The sequence below is a fragment of the Nocardiopsis sp. LDBS1602 genome (genome assembly GCF_035818715.1).
Taxonomy (GTDB): Bacteria; Actinomycetota; Actinomycetes; order Streptosporangiales; family Streptosporangiaceae; genus Nocardiopsis; species Nocardiopsis alba.
Genome location: NZ_JAYLVW010000002.1, coordinates 591,049 through 609,450 on the forward strand (window position 1 = coordinate 591,049; position 18,402 = coordinate 609,450).

At 71.2% G+C, this 18,402-nt stretch carries 19 protein-coding genes; 10 read left to right on the forward strand and 9 right to left on the reverse strand.

Annotated features, from left to right (window positions below; all coding sequences use genetic code 11):
- Window positions 1-40 precede the first annotated feature (40 nt).
- On the forward strand, window positions 41-208 hold the full coding sequence (locus U9J66_RS10735; protein ID WP_014909697.1) for a DUF3117 domain-containing protein: 168 nt from the start codon (window positions 41-43) through the stop codon (window positions 206-208).
- 95 nt (window positions 209-303) lie between these two features.
- The gene (locus U9J66_RS10740) at window positions 304-1,791 is read left to right on the forward strand and encodes a leucyl aminopeptidase (RefSeq protein WP_326337614.1); all 1,488 of its coding nucleotides are present in this window, start codon (window positions 304-306) and stop codon (window positions 1,789-1,791) included.
- A gap of 72 nt (window positions 1,792-1,863) precedes the next feature.
- Here U9J66_RS10740 and U9J66_RS10745 read toward each other — a convergent pair whose 3' ends face one another.
- Entirely contained in the window at window positions 1,864-2,454 is a 591-nt protein-coding gene (locus U9J66_RS10745; RefSeq protein WP_014909692.1) for an O-methyltransferase, read from the reverse strand.
- Window positions 2,455-2,774: 320 nt separating this feature from the next.
- Between U9J66_RS10745 and sigE the strand changes: the two genes are divergently transcribed.
- The 4 genes from sigE to U9J66_RS10765 all read left to right on the forward strand — a co-directional run bounded on the left by sigE (window position 2,775) and on the right by U9J66_RS10765 (window position 6,914).
- A complete protein-coding gene (sigE, locus tag U9J66_RS10750; RefSeq protein ID WP_042283155.1) occupies window positions 2,775-3,389 on the forward strand; it encodes an RNA polymerase sigma factor SigE in 615 nt (204 codons plus the stop codon).
- A gap of 2 nt (window positions 3,390-3,391) precedes the next feature.
- Window positions 3,392-4,198: an anti-sigma factor family protein gene (locus U9J66_RS10755; RefSeq protein WP_326337616.1), complete on the forward strand. Its 807-nt coding sequence runs from the start codon at window positions 3,392-3,394 to the stop codon at window positions 4,196-4,198.
- Window positions 4,195-5,268: a sigma-E factor regulatory protein RseB domain-containing protein gene (locus U9J66_RS10760; RefSeq protein WP_042283150.1), complete on the forward strand. Its 1,074-nt coding sequence runs from the start codon at window positions 4,195-4,197 to the stop codon at window positions 5,266-5,268. The genes U9J66_RS10755 and U9J66_RS10760 overlap by 4 nt, the downstream gene beginning before the upstream one ends.
- Before the next feature lie 512 nt (window positions 5,269-5,780).
- A complete protein-coding gene (locus tag U9J66_RS10765) occupies window positions 5,781-6,914 on the forward strand; it encodes a S1C family serine protease (RefSeq protein WP_326337706.1) in 1,134 nt (377 codons plus the stop codon).
- Window positions 6,915-6,993: 79 nt separating this feature from the next.
- Here the strand turns inward: U9J66_RS10765 and U9J66_RS10770 are convergent, their stop codons facing one another.
- On the reverse strand, window positions 6,994-8,133 hold the full coding sequence (locus U9J66_RS10770) for an Mrp/NBP35 family ATP-binding protein (RefSeq protein ID WP_014908528.1): 1,140 nt from the start codon (window positions 8,131-8,133) through the stop codon (window positions 6,994-6,996).
- A 358-nt stretch (window positions 8,134-8,491) separates the two neighbouring features.
- On the opposite strand from U9J66_RS10770, the gene U9J66_RS10775 reads away from it, so the two are divergent.
- Window positions 8,492-9,547 (forward strand): CPBP family intramembrane glutamic endopeptidase, encoded by a 1,056-nt coding sequence (locus U9J66_RS10775; RefSeq protein WP_202421450.1) that lies wholly within the window; start codon window positions 8,492-8,494, stop codon window positions 9,545-9,547.
- An 8-nt stretch (window positions 9,548-9,555) separates the two neighbouring features.
- Here the strand turns inward: U9J66_RS10775 and U9J66_RS10780 are convergent, their stop codons facing one another.
- Window positions 9,556-10,035 carry a GtrA family protein gene (locus U9J66_RS10780; RefSeq protein ID WP_326337617.1) on the reverse strand — a complete coding sequence of 160 codons (480 nt, stop codon included), beginning with the start codon at window positions 10,033-10,035 and terminating at the stop codon, window positions 9,556-9,558.
- Window positions 10,036-10,233: 198 nt separating this feature from the next.
- Here U9J66_RS10780 and U9J66_RS10785 point away from each other — a divergent pair, with 198 nt between their 5' ends.
- Window positions 10,234-11,391: a 5-(carboxyamino)imidazole ribonucleotide synthase gene (locus U9J66_RS10785; RefSeq protein WP_042283145.1), complete on the forward strand. Its 1,158-nt coding sequence runs from the start codon at window positions 10,234-10,236 to the stop codon at window positions 11,389-11,391.
- Window positions 11,388-11,921: a 5-(carboxyamino)imidazole ribonucleotide mutase gene (gene purE / locus U9J66_RS10790; RefSeq protein WP_014911560.1), complete on the forward strand. Its 534-nt coding sequence runs from the start codon at window positions 11,388-11,390 to the stop codon at window positions 11,919-11,921. The genes U9J66_RS10785 and purE overlap by 4 nt, the downstream gene beginning before the upstream one ends.
- Window positions 11,922-11,979: 58 nt before the next feature.
- On the opposite strand, the gene U9J66_RS10795 is transcribed toward purE, so the two are convergent.
- Window positions 11,980-12,555 (reverse strand): TetR/AcrR family transcriptional regulator, encoded by a 576-nt coding sequence (locus tag U9J66_RS10795; RefSeq protein ID WP_042283142.1) that lies wholly within the window; start codon window positions 12,553-12,555, stop codon window positions 11,980-11,982.
- A 69-nt stretch (window positions 12,556-12,624) separates the two neighbouring features.
- Here U9J66_RS10795 and U9J66_RS10800 point away from each other — a divergent pair, with 69 nt between their 5' ends.
- Window positions 12,625-14,145: an MFS transporter gene (locus U9J66_RS10800; protein WP_326337618.1), complete on the forward strand. Its 1,521-nt coding sequence runs from the start codon at window positions 12,625-12,627 to the stop codon at window positions 14,143-14,145.
- 29 nt (window positions 14,146-14,174) lie between these two features.
- Here the strand turns inward: U9J66_RS10800 and U9J66_RS10805 are convergent, their stop codons facing one another.
- From U9J66_RS10805 to U9J66_RS10825, 5 genes are all read right to left on the reverse strand, one after another.
- Window positions 14,175-14,738, reverse strand: coding sequence for a DUF6939 family protein (locus U9J66_RS10805; protein ID WP_326337619.1), 564 nt, complete (start codon window positions 14,736-14,738; stop codon window positions 14,175-14,177).
- 162 nt (window positions 14,739-14,900) lie between these two features.
- Window positions 14,901-15,638 (reverse strand): VOC family protein, encoded by a 738-nt coding sequence (locus tag U9J66_RS10810; RefSeq protein ID WP_161110597.1) that lies wholly within the window; start codon window positions 15,636-15,638, stop codon window positions 14,901-14,903.
- A gap of 145 nt (window positions 15,639-15,783) precedes the next feature.
- Window positions 15,784-15,966 carry a DUF397 domain-containing protein gene (locus U9J66_RS10815; protein WP_017533445.1) on the reverse strand — a complete coding sequence of 61 codons (183 nt, stop codon included), beginning with the start codon at window positions 15,964-15,966 and terminating at the stop codon, window positions 15,784-15,786.
- Window positions 15,967-16,160: 194 nt separating this feature from the next.
- Window positions 16,161-16,895, reverse strand: coding sequence for a TNT domain-containing protein (locus U9J66_RS10820; protein ID WP_014912149.1), 735 nt, complete (start codon window positions 16,893-16,895; stop codon window positions 16,161-16,163).
- Window positions 16,896-17,036: 141 nt separating this feature from the next.
- Window positions 17,037-18,368, reverse strand: a complete 1,332-nt coding sequence (locus U9J66_RS10825) for a UDP-glucose dehydrogenase family protein (protein ID WP_014913087.1) — start codon at window positions 18,366-18,368, stop codon at window positions 17,037-17,039.
- Window positions 18,369-18,402 lie beyond the last annotated feature (34 nt).

The window sequence follows — 18,402 nt, forward strand, 5'->3', positions numbered from 1 at the left end:
GGCGGCCCTGACACGAGGAACACCTAGAAAGGGGAATGGCATGGCGGCGATGAAGCCGAGGACCAGTGACGGGCCGATGGAGGTCACCAAGGAGGGTCGCGGCATCATCATGCGGGTACCGCTCGAGGGCGGAGGCCGTCTGGTCGTCGAACTGACGCCCGACGAGGCGACCGAACTGCGTGACGCGCTCCAGGGCGTCGTCGGGTAACTCCGACCGATCGAATCTCCCCCACCGGGCCGGAACGCCCCGATGACCCCCGAGGTTCCACACCTCCCATGACGAGCGAACGATTGTGAGCGGCTGTGCCTTTCGCCACGGAGATCCGTCCCCGGCCGGGGACCCTCGCCGAATCCACCGCGGACCTGCTGGTCCTCCCCGTTCTCACGGGAGGGGAAGGCCCCGAGGCGGCCGAGGGTGTCGCCGACGGCGGACTGACATCGGCCCTTCCGGCCCCGCTCACCGAGCTGTTCGCTCACTATTCGCTCACCGGAGCACCCGGTGAGCTCTCCCGGTTCCCGGTGTCCCGGGACGGGGGCCTGGTCGGTCTGGCCCTTCTCGGAGTCGGTTCGGGCAGCCCCGCCGACCTCCGGAAGGCCGGCGCCGTCCTCGCCCGGGCCGCTCGGGGCGACGGACGTGTGGCCCTGGCCTGGCCCGGCGCCGACGTTGAGGCCGCGACGGCCTTCGCCGAGGGTGCCCTCCTGGCCTCCTACACGTTCACGATGAAGTCCGAGCCGGTTCCCGAGGACCGGCGCCCCGCCGAACGGATCGAGGTGGTCGGCGCCACCGACGCCGTCGCCGAGGCCCTGACCCGGGGCGCTCGTCTGGCCGAGGCCACGGCCCTGGCCCGGGACCTGATCAACACCCCCTCCCTGACCAAGGACCCGGAGTGGATGGCCTCCCGGGCCCGGGAGGTGGCCGAGAAGGCGGAGCTCTCCGTCCGGGTCTGGGACGAGAAGGACCTTCAGGACGAGGGGTTCGGCGCGATCCTCGCCGTCGGTCAGGGTTCGTCCCGCGCCTCGCGTCTGGTGCGCTTGACCTACAACCCGGAGAACCCCGTCGGGCACGTGGTCCTGGCGGGCAAGGGCATCACCTTCGACACCGGCGGTCTCTCGCTCAAGCCGAACGAGAACATGTCGCTGATGAAGACCGACATGAGCGGCTCGGCGATCGTCCTGGCGGTCCTCTCGGCCCTACGGGACCTGGGTGTTCGGACCAAGGTCACCGGTCTGCTGGCGCTGGCGGAGAACTCCATCTCCGGCGACGCCACCCGTATCGGCGACGTGCTGACCACCTACACGGGCAAGACCGTCGAGGTGCTCAACTCCGACGCCGAGGGACGTCTGGTCCTGGCCGACGCCCTGGGCTACGCCTCCTCCGAGCTGGAGCCGGATCTGCTGGTGGACGTGGCCACCCTGACCGGCGCGGCCAAGGTGGCGCTGGGCACCGGCATGGGCGCCCTGTACAGCAACGACGACGAGGTCGCGGCGGAGCTGACGAAGGCGGCCGACGCCGCGGGCGAGCCGCTGTGGCGGATGCCGCTCACCGAGGAGTACGTGCCCACGACCGAGTCCCGGGTGGCCGACCTGGCCAACATCGGGACACGTCGTGAACTCGGCCCGGCCGGGGCGACCGACGCCGCGCTGTTCCTCCGCGAGTTCACCGGCGGGCTGCCCTGGGCCCACCTGGACATCGCGGGTCCGGGCCGTTCCATGAAGGAGAGCGGTCTGCTGAGCAAGGGCGGGACCGCCTTCACCACGCGGACCCTGCTGCGCTGGCTCGCCGAGCGCTGACGGACGTTCTCTCGCGGGGTCCGGACGATCACATCGTCCGGACCCCGTTCCCGTGCGCGGGGAGAGAGGCGTTCAGGGGCGGATGGCGGCCAGGAGGCCCTCGCCCACGGGCACCAGCAAGGGGATGAAGTCCTCGTCCTCCCGCATGCGACGCATCACCTCGCGGATCGCGATCTCCGCCGGGTCCGGCACGCGCAGGGGGCCGTCGGGCTCACCCGAGGTCACCAGCATGTTGTTGAAGACCACCACCCCGCCCGGCCGCAGCAGGCGCAGCGCCTCCTCCAGATAGGAGGGGTAGGAGACCGGGTCGGCGTCGATCGAGACCATGTCGTATCCGCCGTCGGTGAGCCTGGGCAGCACCTCCAACGCGACCCCGCGGATCAACCGGGCCCGTCCGGCGCCGAAACCCGCGCGGCCGAAGGCCGAACGCGCGTAGTCCTGGTAGGCGGCGTTGACGTCCACCGTGGTCAGGATCCCGTCCGGCGCCATACCCCGGAGCAGCCAGATCCCCGAGGTGCCGCAGCCGGTGCCGACCTCCACCACCGAACGCGCGCCGATCGCGGCGGTCAGGAATCTCAGCGCGGCCCCGGTGGCGGCGTCCACCGGGGGCGCGGCCGAGCGGACCCCGGCGTCGTAGGCGTCGGCCAGAGGGCCGTCCCCCATGGCGTTCTCCTCGAACCTCTCCTGCTCGGTCCGGACCCACGTCGTGCGTGCGACGCTCTCTTCAGCGCTGATGACGGCCTCCCATGCCCAGTTTCACGAAGGGGGCGTGCGTTCTGACCGGGGGATCGTCACCCACCGTAGAATGGCGGTAGCGGCCAGGTAGTCTCCCTGGTCGAAAGCCTAGCCTGATCCGGCCCGAAACTCCGAGCGTGGCGGCGGGAACTTAAACGGCGTCTCCCGACGTTGAATCGGGATGAAAGTACGTTGATCGTCACGAAGCAACTCCCCCCAGAGCAGCCCTCGATCGGTCGTTCAGCGGGATGAAGGGAGCAGCGGTGCCAGAGACCGGCCCTGCCGTCGCGTTCGAGGAGTGGGAGCCGCCGAGCTGGGAAGAGGTCGTCCGGGTCCACTCGCCCCGGGTCTACCGCCTGGCCTATCGGCTCACCGGCAACAAGCACGACGCGGAGGACCTCACCCAGGAGGTCTTCATCAGGGTGTTCCGTTCCCTCGCCAACTACACCCCCGGCACCTTCGAGGGATGGCTGCACCGCATCACCACCAACCTCTTCCTGGACATGGCCCGACGCAAGGCCAGGATCCGGTTCGAGGGGCTGGCCGACAACGCCGACGAGCGTCTCGAGGGCCGTGAGCCCTCGCCCGCCCAGCGTTACGACGACCGGCACTTCGACGCCGACATCCAGGGGGCGTTGGACGCCCTCCCCGCCGAGTTCCGGGCCCCCGTCGTGCTGTGCGACATCGAAGGGCTCTCCTACGAGGAGATCGCCGCGACGCTCGACGTCAAGCTCGGCACGGTTCGCAGTCGTATCCACCGGGGCCGCGCCCAGCTACGGCGCGCGCTCGAACACCGGCGCTCTCTCGCGGCCGAGGAACGGGCCCGCGACGGAGCGAACGTGATCAACGGGGAGGCGGAGTGAGCATGGACCACCTCGGAGAGCGCCTGTCCGCGCTCATCGACGGGGAACTGGGCGCCGCCGAACACGAACGCGCCCTCATCCACCTGGCCAAGTGCGAGTCGTGCCGGTTCGAGGCCGACATGATGCGCCGGCTCAAACGCCGCCTCACCGGGCTCGGCGAACCCGAACCCGACATGGACTTCATGGGCCGTCTCATGGCCCGCCCCGGGGGCGAGAGTCCCTGGGACCGAGGCCCCTCCGGCGGTCTCGGAGGGCGCGGACCACAGGAACCTCCGGGCGGCGGCCCTTTCGGCTCCAGCCCACCACTGGGATCCTCCCGGCCCCTCGGCGGGTTCCCGGGGGGTGGGCCGCCGATGCCGAACGGCCCGGGTCCCGCCCGGGGACCCGAGGCCTTCTCGGAGGCCGCCCCGGCGGTGAAGGGCACGGTGGTCGAGAAAGAACAGGGGACACGTCGCGAACAGCCGCGGACCCGACCCGAACGCCACGTTCCGCCGCGCACCGCGCGACAGGGCGAGGGCTTCTCCGGCCTGCTGCCCTCCTTCTCCGGCGGGCGCTACGCCGTCGCGGGTCTGGCGGTGGCCACGACCCTGCTGGGAAGCGCGTTCATCGCGGGCGGTGACGGCTCCGACGACACCCCGGTGGTCGAACCGCGCCTGTCCGACTACGCGGTCGAACACGCGGTGACCAGCCGGCAGATACCCGTGGTCGACCCCGGTCCGGCCACCTCCCACCCGGTCCGGCCGGTGGGCGACCGACAGCCTTCGTTCGACCCCGAGGTCCCCTCGGAGTCGACGGAAACGACCCGGTGAGGGTCTGGGGAACCTCCTCCGGCTCCGAATCCGGTCCCGTCACCGTCATCCTCCTCTTGGCGCTGTGCGTCCTGCTGCTCACCGCCGGCGCGCACCCCGCGCCCACGGCCGTCCCCGCCAAGGGCGAGGACGACGGCATGCCCGTGTTGCGCGACGCCGCCGACGCCGAAGGGGAGGTCGCCTATACCGCGGTCCGCGAACTCCGAGGCCCGGAGGGCGCACTGCGGGACGGGCTCGACGTGCGGGTGGTCAACCGGCCGGGGGAGGGACTGGCGATGTCCCCGACGGGCACGGAGGAGGGAGCCTTCGTCGTGCGCGACTCCTCGGACCTGGACACCCTCGACGAGCGTCTTCTCGCCATGCTGGAGGAGACCTACATGGTCACCGACGTGGGCGTGGACGCGATCGGCGGGCGACGGGCACGTCTGGTCGAGGCCCGCCGGTCCGACTCCACCGTCGCCGGACGCTTCTGGGTGGACTCCGAGACCGCCCTGCTCCTGGGGCGCGTGGTCTACGACCGGGCGGAGGAGGTGGCCTTCAGCAGCCGCCTCACCGACCTGCGCTTCGACACCGAGGGGTGGCCCGAGAACGCCGAGGGGGGCTCGCCCTGGGGCGACGACCTCGACCACGGCGAACGGAACAGGCTGCGTGACGCGGGCTGGGAGCTGCCCGAGTACCTCACCTGGAACCTTCGATTGGTGGACGCCCGATCCACCGACCACGGGGGCGAGCGGGTCGTCCACACGATCTATTCGGATGGTCTGTCCCAGATCTCCGTCTTCAGTCAGCGTGGCAAGCTGGGGGAGGCACATCCCTCCACAGATCGGAACGGATACGCCGGAACCGGTACGGGGGGAGAAGGCGTCACAAGGGGACACGAGACGATCTTCGGCGGTGGCGTGGGCCAGTACCAGAGCATGTGGCAGGCGGACGGCTTCGTCTACACGGTCCTGGCCGACGCCCCCGCGGGCCTGGCCTCATCGGCGGTGACGGCGTTGCCCGGTCCGGAGGAGTCCTCCGGGTTCTGGCCCAGGGTCCGGAGAGGTCTGTCCCGGCTGGGTCTGGTGTAGGACCCGCCCGGTCGGTGGAGCGTGTGCCGAGCCGAAAGCCAACCGACGTACGGAGCAGGTCTTTGAGTCAGGAGAACGACCGTTCGGAACCCTCTGAGGGCCGAGGCACCCCGCCTCCGCCCCCGCCGAACGGCGGACCGTCCCGACCGGCCGTGCCGCCGCCCGTGGACCCCGCATGGGCACCCGGAGACCGTCCTCAGGGACGGCCGGGCGAGTGGAACGAGCCGCGTCGACCACCGGGGGGAGAGCCGTTCCCGGGCGGCCCGCCACGACCGGCGCCACAGGCCCCCCGGGGGAGGGGGCCCGCCCCGAACGAACCGGGTGGACGTCCCGGTCACGTAGGGGCCTGGCCGCAGAACGGTGGGAACCCCCCACAGCGCCCGCCGAACCCCGCGGCGCCCCCCGCGGAGAACCGAGCCGGCGCCCCCGGGCCGGGGCCGAGCGGCTCGGCCCCGCCCGCCATGGCAGCCCCCGGAGGCTCCACCGGCCCCGGTCACTTCGCCGTCCCGCCGATGGAACACGGCGCCGCACCCCCCGGCACGCCCCCCGAACGCCGCCGACGCGGGGTGCCGGTGTGGGCGGCGCTCACCGGCGCGCTCCTGGTCGCCGTCCTGGCGGGTGGTGCGGGCGGTGTCGCCGGAACGATGCTCTCCTCGGCGGACGGAGGCGCGACCGACTCCGACCAGGACGGGCCGGTCATGAACGAGCCCCCGCCCGAAGCCCCCGAACGGGCACCGGACACCGTCGCGGGCGTGGCCCAGCGGGTCAGCCCCAGCGTGGTCTCCCTGCGCAGCGCCGACCCGCGTGTGGGCGGCGGAGGCTCGGGGTTCGTCATCGAAGGCGACTACGTGGTGACCAACGACCACGTCTCCTCCGTGCTGGAGGACGACGGGATCGTGATCGACTACAGCGACGGCAGCAGCACCGGGGCCGAGGTGGTGGGCTCCGACCCCAGCTCCGACCTGGCCGTCCTGGAACTGGACGACCCCAGTGACGTGGAACCTCTGGAGTTCGGGAACTCGGACGAGGCGATCGTCGGTGACGAGGTCATCGCGATCGGGGCTCCGCTGGGTCTGGCCGGGACCGTCACCCAGGGCATCATCAGCGCCCTGGACCGTCCGGTCAGCCCGGACGAGGGGGACACCCAGTTCTTCGCGATCCAGACGGACGCGGCGATCAACCCCGGCAACTCGGGTGGGCCGCTGGTCGACATGCAGGGACGGGTCATCGGGGTCAACTCGATGATCTACAGCATGGGAGGCGGAGCCTTCGGAGAGCAGCCCACCGGCAGCATCGGTCTGGGCTTCGCGATCCCCTCGACCGAGGCGGAGAGCGTCATCGGCCGGATGATCGACCACGGAGAGACCGCCTACGCCGACCTCGGCGTCACCTACGACCAGGAGAGCCCGGTCGTGGGAGCGGTGATCTCCGACGAGGACGACGCCATCGAACGCGGCGGCCCCGCCGACGAGGCCGGTCTGGAACCGGGGGACGTGATCGTCTCCTTCGACGGCCGTCGGGTCAACTCCCACGGCGAGCTCCAGGCGATGGTCCGCGACAAGAACCCCGGCGAAGAGGTCGAGCTGGACTACGAGCGCGACGGTGACCGCACCACCGTCACCGTGACGCTGGGCCCCGAGGACTGACCCTCCCCGGACACGACGACGGCCCCGAACCGGACGGTTCGGGGCCGTTCGCGTCTTCCGATCGACCCGGAGGCCGGCCTCAGCGACCGGCGGGGGAGATGCCGAGCTGCATCCCCGCCAGACCGCGCGGCTTGCTGACCAGCTTCTCGGCGATCTCGGTGATCACCTTGGAGGCCTCGGCGTCCGGCGTGCTCAGGACCAGGGGCTCGCCCTCGTCACCGCCTTCGCGAAGGCGGGTGTCCAGCGGCACCTGGCCCAGCAGCGGGATCTCCGCGCCGAGGGTCTTGGTCAGGGTGTCGGCGACCTGGCGGCCACCGCCCTGGCCGAACAGGTAGACGGGCTCGGCGCCCGCGTCCGGCTTGTAGTACGACATGTTCTCGATGACACCGGCGATGCGCTGGTGCGTCTGGGCGGTGATGGCGCCCGCGCGCTCGGCGACCTCGGCGGCGGCCTGCTGCGGCGTGGTGACCACCAGGAGCTCGGCCCCGGGCAGCAGCTGCGCCACGGAGATGGCGATGTCACCCGTGCCGGGGGGCAGGTCCATCAGCAGGACGTCCAGGTCGCCCCAGAAGACGTCCGAGAGGAACTGCTGGAGGGCGCGGTGCAGCATCGGGCCGCGCCACACCACCGGCTGGTTGCCCTGGGTGAACATCCCCACCGAGATGACCTTGATGTCGTGCGCGGTGGGCGGCAGGATCATGTCCTCGACCTTGGTCGGGAAGTCCGACGCGCCCAGCATGCGCGGCACCGAGTGACCGTAGATGTCGGCGTCGACGACACCGACCTTGTGCCCTTGGGCGGCCAGCGCCGCGGCGAGGTTGACGGTCACCGACGACTTGCCGACACCACCCTTGCCCGAGGCGACGGCGTAGACCTTGGTGAGCGAGCTCGGCTTGGCGAAGGGGATCTCCTTCTCCGCCTGACCGCCGCGGAGCTTGGTCTGGAGCTCCTTGCGCTGCTCGTCGCTCATCACGTCGAGTTCGACCTTGACGGAGGTGACGCCGGCGACCTCGGTCACCGCGGCCGTCACGTCCTTTTCGATACGCCCCTTCATCGGGCAGCCCGCGACCGTGAGGTAGATACCCACGTGCACGGCACCGTCGTCGGCGATGTCGACGCTCTTGACCATGCCGAGGTCGGTGATGGGGCGGCGGATCTCCGGGTCTTGCACCGTGGCCAGGGCTTTGTTTACCTGCTCGGTGGTTGGTGTGGAGGACATGTACTCAATCGTAGGTCAGCGGGACGGGGTACGAGGCCTGTGGTGTCACCCCAGGTCCACCCCTTCCAACGGAAGGGCGGTTCGTCGCTATTCCGGCCCGGTCGCCGCCTTTCCCCACACCCGGCTCCACACCGTGACCGGCCGATAACGGCGTGGCCTTAACGCAGGCGATACATGCCCGGATAGTAGCCTCGGCCGCACGATGGGAAATGTGCCGCCACCGCCTGGTTCGTCCTGGCCCACCGCGCCCGAGGGGCCGGATGGGCGGGCTCGTGGTGCGGAGGAACAGCCTCGGGAACAGACCTGGGCCTGGCCGCCCGGGGGTGAGCGAAGGACACCGCCGGGCGGCCACCCGGCGTTGACCCCCGCACCGTCGGTGTGGGCCTGGCCACCTCCCCGGCCGGTACGGCGGAGCCGTTTCGCCCGCGCGGAGATCCCCGAGGGTGAGTCCTATCACAGGCTGGCCCGTACGCCACTGTTCCGATGGTGGATCCCGCCACTGGCGATCCTCGTCTTCGCGGTCCTGCTGTCCTTCCTGTGGATCGGCGTCGTCGTCGTGATGACCATCGTCGCGATCCTCGGCGGCGGCGGGCTGGCACCGGACTCGGCCCGGGTCGGTGAGATCGCCGGGCTCGCCTTCGGACTGTCGTCGATGGCCCTGCTCATCCCACTCGCGCTCTTCATAGCCCGCGTGGTGCAGTGGCGCAGCGCCGGCTCCCTGATCTCCGTGGACGGGCGTGTCCGCTGGCGATGGATGGGCGTGTGCCTGCTGATCGCCCTCATGCTCGCCGGAACGTGCGCGGCCCTGGTGCCGATGCTCCCGTTCCACTCCGCCGACGACGCGGCGGTCGAGGCCACCTCGGCCGGCACCCGAGCCGGGATCCAGGTCCTGCTCGCGGCGCTCACCGTGATCGTCCTCCTCGTACCGCTCCAATCGGCGGCCGAGGAGCTCACGATGCGCGGGCTGGTGATGCAGCTCGTCGGGTCGCTGGGCTCCGAACACGGCGAGGGCGCCTTCTCCAGGGTGATGCGGTCCCCATGGCCGGCGATCCTGGCCGGTGGCACCCTGTTCGCCGCGTTGTACGCCTCCACCCACCCGGGACACGTGTGGACCACGGCCTCCCTCGTGGTGTTCGGCGCGGCCATGTCCTGGCTCACACTGCGCACCGGCGGCCTGGAGGCCGCCATCGGGCTGCACGTGGTCAACAGCCTCTTCCAGTTCACCCGCTGTGCGCTGGAGGGACGCCTGTCCGAAGTGGGCACCGGGGTGGTCATCGGCGCGGGACTGCCGGTGGGGGCCGACACCCCGCTGACACTGCTCCTCACCGTCGCCCAGGTGGGTCTGTACGTCGCCGTCGTCCTGTGGTGCCTGCGCCGCTTCGGACCCGCGACCCGGAGCGCCGTCCACGCCTGAGCCCCGTCTCAGGGCACCCGGCTCTCCGGGATCTCGGCCGAGTCGGAGTCCTCGGCCCGTCGGGGGAACACCCACGTCCGGTAGGCGAAGAAGCGGAACAGCGTTCCCAGCCCCACGCCCACGACGTTGCCGGCGATGTTGGTCGCCACGGGCCCGTCCAGCCCCAGCACGTGCACGGCGAAGCTCAGACAGCCCACCTGGATGAGCATGCCCACGCCGTTCATGAGCAGGAAGAGGAGGGTCTCTCGACCCAGCCCCGTTCCGGGACGGTCACGGAAGGTCCAGAACCTGTTCCCGATGAACGCGACCGCGATCGCGCAGGTGGTGCCGATCACCTGACCCGCGATGAGCGACAGGTCGGTGACGCTCCAGACCAGGTTGGTGATCGCCACCTGCACCACGTAGGCGATGGCGCCGACGGAGCCGAACTTGCCGACCTCGGCCGCCAACGCGGCGATGCGGGGATGCCGGGCGAGGAACTCGCGCACGACCTGCGCCTCCAGTCCTTGGGGGAGCGTGAGGGTGGGCGGGGAGCGGCCCTCGGTGGGTCCGACCGAGGGTCCTAGACTCTCTAACCGGGGCTACGAGGAACACCCCGGCCGCGGGTTCCGAGCCGGAACGGCCAGGTTCCGCCAGGGGCGGGACCGTCCCGCATCCGCGGTTCACGAGCATTGAGTTGAGGAACTGTGAGCGAGCGTAACCGCATCGTCCCCCGCGTGGGAATGGTCGGTGGAGGTCAACTCTCCCGAATGACCCACCAGGCGGGCATCGCCCTGGGGGTGGACTTCTCCGTCCTGGCGGCCCGTCCGAACGACAGCGCGGCCCTGGTCTGCGGTGACGTCACCCTGGGTGACGACCGCGGGCTCGACGACGTCCTGGCCTTCGCCAAGGCCAACGACGTGGTCACCTTCGACCACGAGCACGTGCCCGAACCCGTCCTGCGCGCCGTGGAGGAGGCCGGTGGGCTGCTGCGTCCGGGCCGCGACGCCCTGCGCTTCGCCCAGGACAAGCTCCGCATGCGGACGCGTATGGCGGAACTGGGCGCGCCCTCCCCGCTCTGGCGTGCCGTGACCACCCTCGAACACGTCACCGCCTTCGCCGAGGAGGCCGGCTGGCCGGTCGTGCTCAAGGCCGCGCGCGGCGGTTACGACGGCAAGGGCGTGTGGGTCGTCGCCGACGTCGACGAGGCCCGCGAGGTCGTGGAACGCGCCGCCGCCGAGGACGTGCCGCTGCTGGTGGAGGAGAAGGTCGAGTTCACCCGCGAACTCGCCGTGCAGGTCGCCCGGTCCCCCTACGGCCAGGTGGCGGTCTATCCGGTCGTCGAGACCGTGCAGCGCGGCGGGATCTGCCACGAGGTGATCGCGCCGGCCCCCGGCCTGGACGAGGAGAAGGCCACCCGCGCCCAGCGGCTGGCCATCGAGATCGCGCACGCGCTCGGCGTCACCGGGATGCTCGCCGTGGAGCTGTTCGAGACCGCCGACGGGGTGGTCGTCAACGAACTGGCCATGCGTCCGCACAACTCCGGGCACTGGAGTATCGAGGGCGCCCGTACCTCCCAGTTCGAGCAGCACCTGCGCGCCGTGCTCGATCTGCCGTTGGGCTCCCCCCGCCTCAACGCCCCCTTCACCGTCATGGCCAACCTGCTGGGCGGCGACGACCCCGAGGTCTACCGCCGCTACCTGCACGTCATGGCCAAGGACCCCGAGGTCAAGGTGCACTTCTACGGCAAGGAAGTGCGTCCCGGCCGCAAGATCGGGCATGTCACCGTGATGGGCGACGACCACCAGGACCTGCTGGAGCGCGCCCGCGACGCCGCCGACTATCTGCGAGGAGACCACAAGTGACCGAGAACAGCCCCGTGGTGGGCATCGTGATGGGGTCGGACTCGGACTGGCCGGTGATGCGCGAGGCCGCCGAGGCCCTGCGCGAGTTCGACGTGCCCTTCGAGGCGGACGTGGTCTCGGCGCACCGCATGCCGCACGAGATGATCGCCTACGGCTCCGAGGCCGCCGGTAGGGGCCTGAAGGCGATCATCGCCGGGGCCGGGGGCGCCGCCCACCTGCCCGGCATGCTCGCCTCGGTGACCACGCTCCCGGTGATCGGCGTCCCGGTGCCGCTGAAGTACCTGGACGGGATGGACTCGCTGCTGTCGATCGTGCAGATGCCCGCCGGGGTCCCGGTGGCCACGGTGGCGGTGGGCGCGGCCCGCAACGCCGGCCTGCTCGCGGTGCGCCAGCTGGCCGCCCACGACCCGGAGCTGGCCGAGAGGATGTCCCGCTTCCAGGAGAAGCTCAAGTCCCAGGCGCACGCCAAGGGCGAGCGGCTGCGCCGCGAGGTCTCCGAGGGCGACAAGCCCACCGGCTTCGGCTTCTGAGGGCCAGGAGAAGGCCCCGGCGTCCCTCGTGGACGCCGGGGCCTTCTCCCGTCCCGGGTCAGGGGGTCGGGGGCAGGAGGGCGCGGATCCCGGCCACCGCCTGGTCCACGGTGGGCATGTGCTCGGGGGAGACCAGGTACTGGAGCACGTAGCCGGTGACGATGTTGTAGAGCATGGAGCCCAGGCCCGCCACGGTGTCGGCGTCGAGCTCCTCCGGTGCGACCCCCAGGAGCAGGGCGGCGAGCTCTTCGCGGGCCCCTTCGATCCCGTCGGCCAGGGCGGCGCGCGTCTCGTCGTCGAACTGGACCTGGGCGAAGGCCTGGACGCTGGAGACCATGAGGTCCCGGTGGGCGGGGACGGCCTCGAACAGCGAGGTGAGCACGGCCCTGATCCGCTCCTCGGGGGCGGCCGCGGAGGAGGACTCCCGGACGAGTCGGGTGAGCACGTCGCCCCACTCGCTCGTGGCCTCCAGCACCGCGGTGTTCATCAGTCGGTCCTTGGAACCGAAGTGGTAGCCGATGGACGCCAGGTGGGCGCCCGAGGCGGCCGCGATGTCGCGTGCGGTGGTCTTGCCGTAGCCCTTCTCGGCCAGGCACCTCTTGGCGCCGGCCAGCAGGTCCTCACGTTGGCTCATGCGCCCACCCTAACATTTTGACGTACGTACATATTGACGGTGGATTTTGACGTACGTACGATAAAATCCATGAACACGACCACCGGATCCCCACGAGCGCCCGTCCGCACCCGGATCGGGCTGCTCCTTCTGCTCATCCCGGCACTGCTGGTCTCCATGGACCTGTCGGTGCTCTTCGTCGCGGCCCCCGCCATCGCCCGCGACCTCGAACCCACCGCCGCCCAGTGGCTGTGGATGATGGACGTCTACGGCTTCGTCCTGGCCGGACTCCTGGTCACCATGGGCGCCCTCGGGGACAGGATCGGCCGGCGCCGGCTACTGCTCACCGGTGCCCTGCTGTTCGGGCTCGCCTCGGCCCTGCTCGCCTTCGCCCCCTCCAGCGGGCTCTTCATCATCGGGCGGGCCCTGCTCGGACTGGCCGGGGCGACCCTGGCGCCCTCCACGCTCTCCCTGATCCGGGCGATGTTCACCGACGCCCGACAGCGGGCCGCCGCCGTCGGAGCCTGGACCGTGGCCTTCACCGGAGGGGCCGTCGCCGGACCGATCATCGGTGGCGCGCTGCTGGAGTTCCTTCCCTGGGGCTCGGTCTTCCTGATCAACCTGCCCTTCATGGCCCTGCTGCTCCTGGCCGGCCCCTTCCTCGTCCCCGAATCGCGCGACCCCGCCGGAGCCCGATTCGACCTGCCCGGGGCGCTGCTGTCCCTCATGGCGATCCTCGGCCTGGTCCACGCCGTCAAACGCCTCGTCCAGTACGGGGCCGACCCCCGAGCGATCGGAGCGCTCGTACTCGGGCTGCTCCTCCTGACCCTGTTCGTCAGGAGACAGCGCCGTGTCGAACATCCGCTCATCGACCTGTCGCTGTTCGCCCGCCCCGCCTTCGGGGCCGCCGTCACGGGCAACGCGGTCGTCTCCTTCGCCGCCGCCGGCATGGGTCTGCTGACCTTCACGTTCCTCCAGAGCGTGCACGGGCTCGGCCCGCTGCACGCGGCCTTGTGGGCGCTGCCGACCTTCCTCGGCACCGTTCTGGGGGCGACCGTCTCCGGAGCGCTCTCCTCACGGGTCCGGCCCGCGCCGATCATGGCGGTCGGCCTGGCCCTGGGCGCGGGAGGGTTCGCCGTGATCGCCCTGGTCCGGCCGGACACGGCGCTGCCGATCTTCGTCGGCGGATACACGCTGATCACCCTCGGCGCTGGAATGGTGGGCGCCCTGGCCAACACCCTCGTGCTGGCCACCGCGCCGCCGGAACGCGCCGGGGCCGCCGCCGGTATCTCGGAGACCGGCACCGAGCTCGGCGCGGCGCTGGGCGTCGCCGCCCTCGGCACGATCTCCCTCACCGCCTACCGGAACGGGATGGCGGGGGTCGACGGGCCGGCGGGGGAGACCGTCACCGGGGCCGTGGACACGGCGCCGGGGCTACCGGCCGCGGAGGCCGAGCGTCTCCTGGAAGGAGCCTTCGCCGCCTTCACCCACGGGGTGAACACCGCCGCGTTGGCCTGTGTCGCCCTCCTGGGAGCGTTGTCCCTCGTGGTCCTGGTCGCCCTGTGGCGCCTGCCCGCCGGAACCGAGGCCCCCGAGCGGATCGACGCCTGACCCCGATCTCCCCGCCTCGAAGGGGGAGTTCACGGGGACGTCGGCTCGCGCTCCTCCGGCCACGCGTCCTCGACGTACGACCGGACGAGCGCGGCGTGGGAGAGCGGGCTGGAAGGATCGGAGACGTCGCCGTTGGTGGTGTGGTCCAGGAGCACGACCTCCTCCTTCGCGCGCAGCCGCTCCACCAGGTCGGCGACCCGGTGTTCGAGGACCCACCGGTAGACGGGCAGGTAGATCAGGCGCCGCGCCGCCTCGTAGGGGAGCAGTCGATCTCCACGTGGACCGGCGCGGTGCCCCAGGACGGGCCCGTACCGGCGCACCGTCCGCTTCAGCCCCCTCATCGTCGTCACGTCGAACCTGGACGGATCGACGTCCGAGCCCTCGAAGACCTTGAGGCCCTGCCAGATCCCCTCCACGGAGGCGCCGGTCAGGTCCTCTTCGAAGGGGATCGGGATCCCGCCGTGCGGGAAGAACGGGCTCAGCCGCACCCACGGTTCCGGAGCCCTGGAGGTCGTGTCGATGATCTCCGCCTCCGGGAACGCGGCCGCGAGTGAGGCGGGCGAGCGGCGGCGGGAGGCGACGTGGATCGTCATGGGGAGGCCTTCCATCTCGGCGACACGAGCCCCGAGTATCCCCCCTGGCACCGACATATCCCCTGGAATCGACCTCGATCGGAGACATCGCGACGCCTTCACGTGGAACGAGACGAGGCGCCCCGGAAGGAGCGCCTCGCCGTCGTCGTGCGGGTACCTCGCCTACTTCGGCGTGAGGACGCAGAACTCGTTGCCCTCGGGGTCGGCCATGACCGTCCACGGCACGTCCTCCTGGCCGACGTTCACGCGCGTCGCGCCCAGCTCGCAGAGCCGGTCGGCCTCCTTCTCCCGGTCGCCGTCCGCGTAGGGGCGCAGGTCGAGGTGGACGCGGTTCACCACGGTCTTCTCCTCCGGGACCCGGAAGAAGTCGACGTAGGGGCCGATCCCGGTGGAGGAACGCATCCTCGCGTAGTCCTCGTTCACCTCGTGCACCGTCCAGTCGGTGGCCGCGTCCCAGAACCGGACCATCGCCTCGGGGTCGCGGCAGTCCACCGCGATCGCGCCGATCGGACCGGTGCCCTCGTAAGGGGCGTCCGGCGCGAGGACGCAGAACTCGTTGCCCTCGGGGTCGGCGAGGACGACCCACGAGCTGTCGCCCTGGCCGATGTCGACCGGTGTGGCGCCGAGTGCCTTCAGCCGCCGTACCGTCTCCGCCTGGTGCTCCGGGGAACGCGAGGTCAGGTCGATGTGGACGCGGTTCTTGACCGTCTTCGGGTCCTCGACGGGCACGAGGTCGATGACGAGGTCGCTCGGGTTCGGGTAGTCGAAGCCCGCCGGTTCGAGGTTGATCTCCCCGGGGCTGCTGTCGTCGAACTCCCAGCCGACGGCCTCGGCCCAGAAGCGTCCGAGTCGTGGCGCGTCCAGGGCCTTGATATTGACCTGTACGAAGCGGAGGGTCATGCCGTCCTTTCGAGGATCGTCCGGGCCCGAAGGCGTCCGAAGAGGATCCGTCCGTCACCGCGTGACGATGAGCGTGGTGCGTGCGGGTCGACAGTGGCAGGGGGACTCGGGCATCGCAACGGATTTTCGTGACCGGATCCGGTCGTCACCGCGTGACGACGACCAGAAGGGCGGCCCACTCGTGGGCGGGGAAGACGAGGTGCCCCGCGACCGGACGCTCACTGTCGCGGACGGCGGCGCCCGCGGGGAACTCGGCGACCTCGACGCACTCCTGCCGGGTGGTGCTGTACGAGGACTTGTGGAAGACGAGGGACGGGTGCTCGGCCATGACGTGCCTCCTGGGGGATGCTTCTCGACCTCTCCGACAAGGATCCCACCCCCGGCCCTCCGGTGTCAGGGATTCCGTCACAAGGCCCGCACGGCCCCTCGGCCGGCTCCGGGCCCGCCTGCGGAGGAACGTGTCATCCACCGGGCGGCGCGGGGTGAGGACCCCGGTGCGCCGGAGTCCTCCCCGCGAACCGTCTAGGCGGCGAACTCCTCGGGGAAGAGGCACTCCGAGGTGGACCGCTGCTCCAGGTAGCGCCACTCCAGCAGGTCGTTGACGGGCACGTAGCCCTCTCCGCCGGCCTCGGGGACCTGCTCGGCGGGGACGAGGAGCTGTTCTCCGCCGCCGGGCTGCTCGAAGTGCGGCGCGATCGGCCCCACCAGCGCGGTGACGGGGCGGACGACCTCGTAGCAGTTGTAGTTGTGCTCGGGTCCGTCCGGCCAGGTGTTGAGCGAGTCCGGGGGCAGCGCCCGCTCGGCGTAGGAGGCTCCGGCCGGCGCGAGGAAGGTCCCCCACGGGGAGCCGAAGCGGTCCAGCATCCACCCCTCCGGCAGTTTCCGCAGTTCCTGGACGGGTTTGCCGTCCTCCACCACGAAGCCGTCGTGCTCGGGGTAGTCCCAGCCGTCCTCGGTGGCCCAGCGGTCCAGGAACTCGACGGGGGTCAGGCCGCCGAGCCGGTCGTATCCCTCGACCAGTTCGCCGACCGGCCCGTCGGCGGGCAGTTCCCTCGGCCCCAGGCGTCGGTCGCCGCACAGGTAGCGGTCCCGGTCCTCCTCGGTGGGCGGCGGGTCCAGAGCGGGGCATCCGGCCTCGGGCACCAGGGGCGTGACGGGTGCGAGGGGCGGGGAGGGGACGGCCTCCGCGGCCAGGACGGGGGAGGCGCTCGAGATCAGGGCCAGGGCGGTGAGGGCCGCCGCGCGGAAGGTCGGCATCGGTCTCCGTTCGATCCTTGAACACGGTGTGTTCCGCGAGAACTACAGAGAGAAGTCAACCATGGTGCGAGGCTCTGAACATGGGAAACGGCCGCCCCCGTACGGGAGCGGCCGTTCCTTCGACTCGAACGGCGGTGGTGCCTACTGGCGGCCCAGGGCCCGGTAGGTCCAGCCGGAGGCGCGCCAGTACGTCGGGTCCAGCGCGTTGCGGCCGTCGACGATCCGCTTCTGGGCGACGACCTCGGCCAGCTCCTCGGGGTTGGCCTCGCGGAACTCGGTCCACTCGGTGAGCAGCAGGACCACGTCCGCGTCGCGGGCGGCCTCCAGCATGGAGTCGGCGTAGTTGAGCTCCGGGTGCGCCTCCCGGGCCCGCTCCAGGGCCTGTGGGTCGTACACGGTCACCCGGGCGCCCAGGGAGGCGATGGTCGAGGCCACGTCCAGGGCGGGCGAGTCCCGGATGTCGTCGGAGTTGGGTTTGAACGCCGCGCCCAGCACCGTCACGGTGCGGCCGGCGAAGTTGCCGCCGATCAGCTGGCGGGCGATGTCGATGGTGCGGGCCCGGCGACGCTGGTTGATCGCGTCCACCTCGCGCAGGAACGACAGGGCGGGCTCCACGCCCAGCTCGTCGGCGCGGGCCATGAAGGCGCGGATGTCCTTGGGGAGGCAGCCGCCGCCGAAGCCGAGCCCGGGGCCGAGGAACTTGCCGCCGATCCGGTCGTCGTAGGACAGGGCCTCGGCGAGCTGGATCACGTCGGCGCCGGCCACCTCGGAGACCTCGGCCATCGCGTTGATGAAGGAGATCTTCGTGGCCAGGAACGCGTTGGCGGAGACCTTGACCAGTTCGGCGGTCTGGAGGTCGGTGACCAGGAACGGGGTTCCGGCGTCGACCTGTCGCTGCCACAGGGCGCGGACGGCCTTCTCCACCCGGGGGGAGTCCGTGCCGATCACGATGCGGTTGGGGCGCAGGGTGTCCTCCACCCCGAAGCCCTCACGGAGGAACTCGGGGCTCCAGCCCAGCTCGGCCTCCTCGCCGACCGGGGCGAGGGCGCTCAGGCGCGCGGCCAGGGTCGCGGCGGTGCCCACCGGGACGGTGGAGCGGCCCACGACCACGGCCGGTCGGGTCAGGTGCGGGGCGAGGGACTCCACGGCCGCGTTGACGTACTTGAGGTCGGCGGCGCCGCTCTCGTCGCGCTGGGGGGTGCCGACGCAGATCAGGTGGAGGTCGGCGAACTCGGCGGCCTCGGCGAAGCTGGTGGTGAACCGGAGCCGACCGGCCTCCAGCCCGGAGGTCAGGAGCTCGTCGAGACCGGGTTCGTAGAAGGGGACGCGACCGGAGCGGAGCGTTTCGATCTTGGCCTCGTCGACGTCCAGTCCCAGGACCTCGAAACCCATTTCGGCCAGACAGGCGGCGGTGGTGGCGCCGAGATAGCCGGTCCCGATGACGGTGACCCGCCTGCTTTCCGCTTCGACCACTGGTGTTCCTTCCTCGCTTCCGCACGCGCCTCGT

Coding starts and splice junctions, on each gene's coding strand:
- U9J66_RS10735 (WP_014909697.1), top strand. CDS start 41: ATGGCGGCGATGAAGCCGAGGACCAGTGACGGGCCGATGGAGGTCACC.
- U9J66_RS10745 (WP_014909692.1), bottom strand. CDS start 2,454: ATGGGGGACGGCCCTCTGGCCGACGCCTACGACGCCGGGGTCCGCTCG.
- sigE (WP_042283155.1), top strand. CDS start 2,775: ATGAAGGGAGCAGCGGTGCCAGAGACCGGCCCTGCCGTCGCGTTCGAG.
- U9J66_RS10755 (WP_326337616.1), top strand. CDS start 3,392: ATGGACCACCTCGGAGAGCGCCTGTCCGCGCTCATCGACGGGGAACTG.
- U9J66_RS10765 (WP_326337706.1), top strand. CDS start 5,781: ATGGAACACGGCGCCGCACCCCCCGGCACGCCCCCCGAACGCCGCCGA.
- U9J66_RS10770 (WP_014908528.1), bottom strand. CDS start 8,133: ATGTCCTCCACACCAACCACCGAGCAGGTAAACAAAGCCCTGGCCACG.
- U9J66_RS10795 (WP_042283142.1), bottom strand. CDS start 12,555: ATGAGCCAACGTGAGGACCTGCTGGCCGGCGCCAAGAGGTGCCTGGCC.
- U9J66_RS10800 (WP_326337618.1), top strand. CDS start 12,625: ATGAACACGACCACCGGATCCCCACGAGCGCCCGTCCGCACCCGGATC.
- U9J66_RS10805 (WP_326337619.1), bottom strand. CDS start 14,738: ATGACGATCCACGTCGCCTCCCGCCGCCGCTCGCCCGCCTCACTCGCG.
- U9J66_RS10810 (WP_161110597.1), bottom strand. CDS start 15,638: ATGACCCTCCGCTTCGTACAGGTCAATATCAAGGCCCTGGACGCGCCA.
- U9J66_RS10815 (WP_017533445.1), bottom strand. CDS start 15,966: ATGGCCGAGCACCCGTCCCTCGTCTTCCACAAGTCCTCGTACAGCACC.
- U9J66_RS10820 (WP_014912149.1), bottom strand. CDS start 16,895: ATGCCGACCTTCCGCGCGGCGGCCCTCACCGCCCTGGCCCTGATCTCG.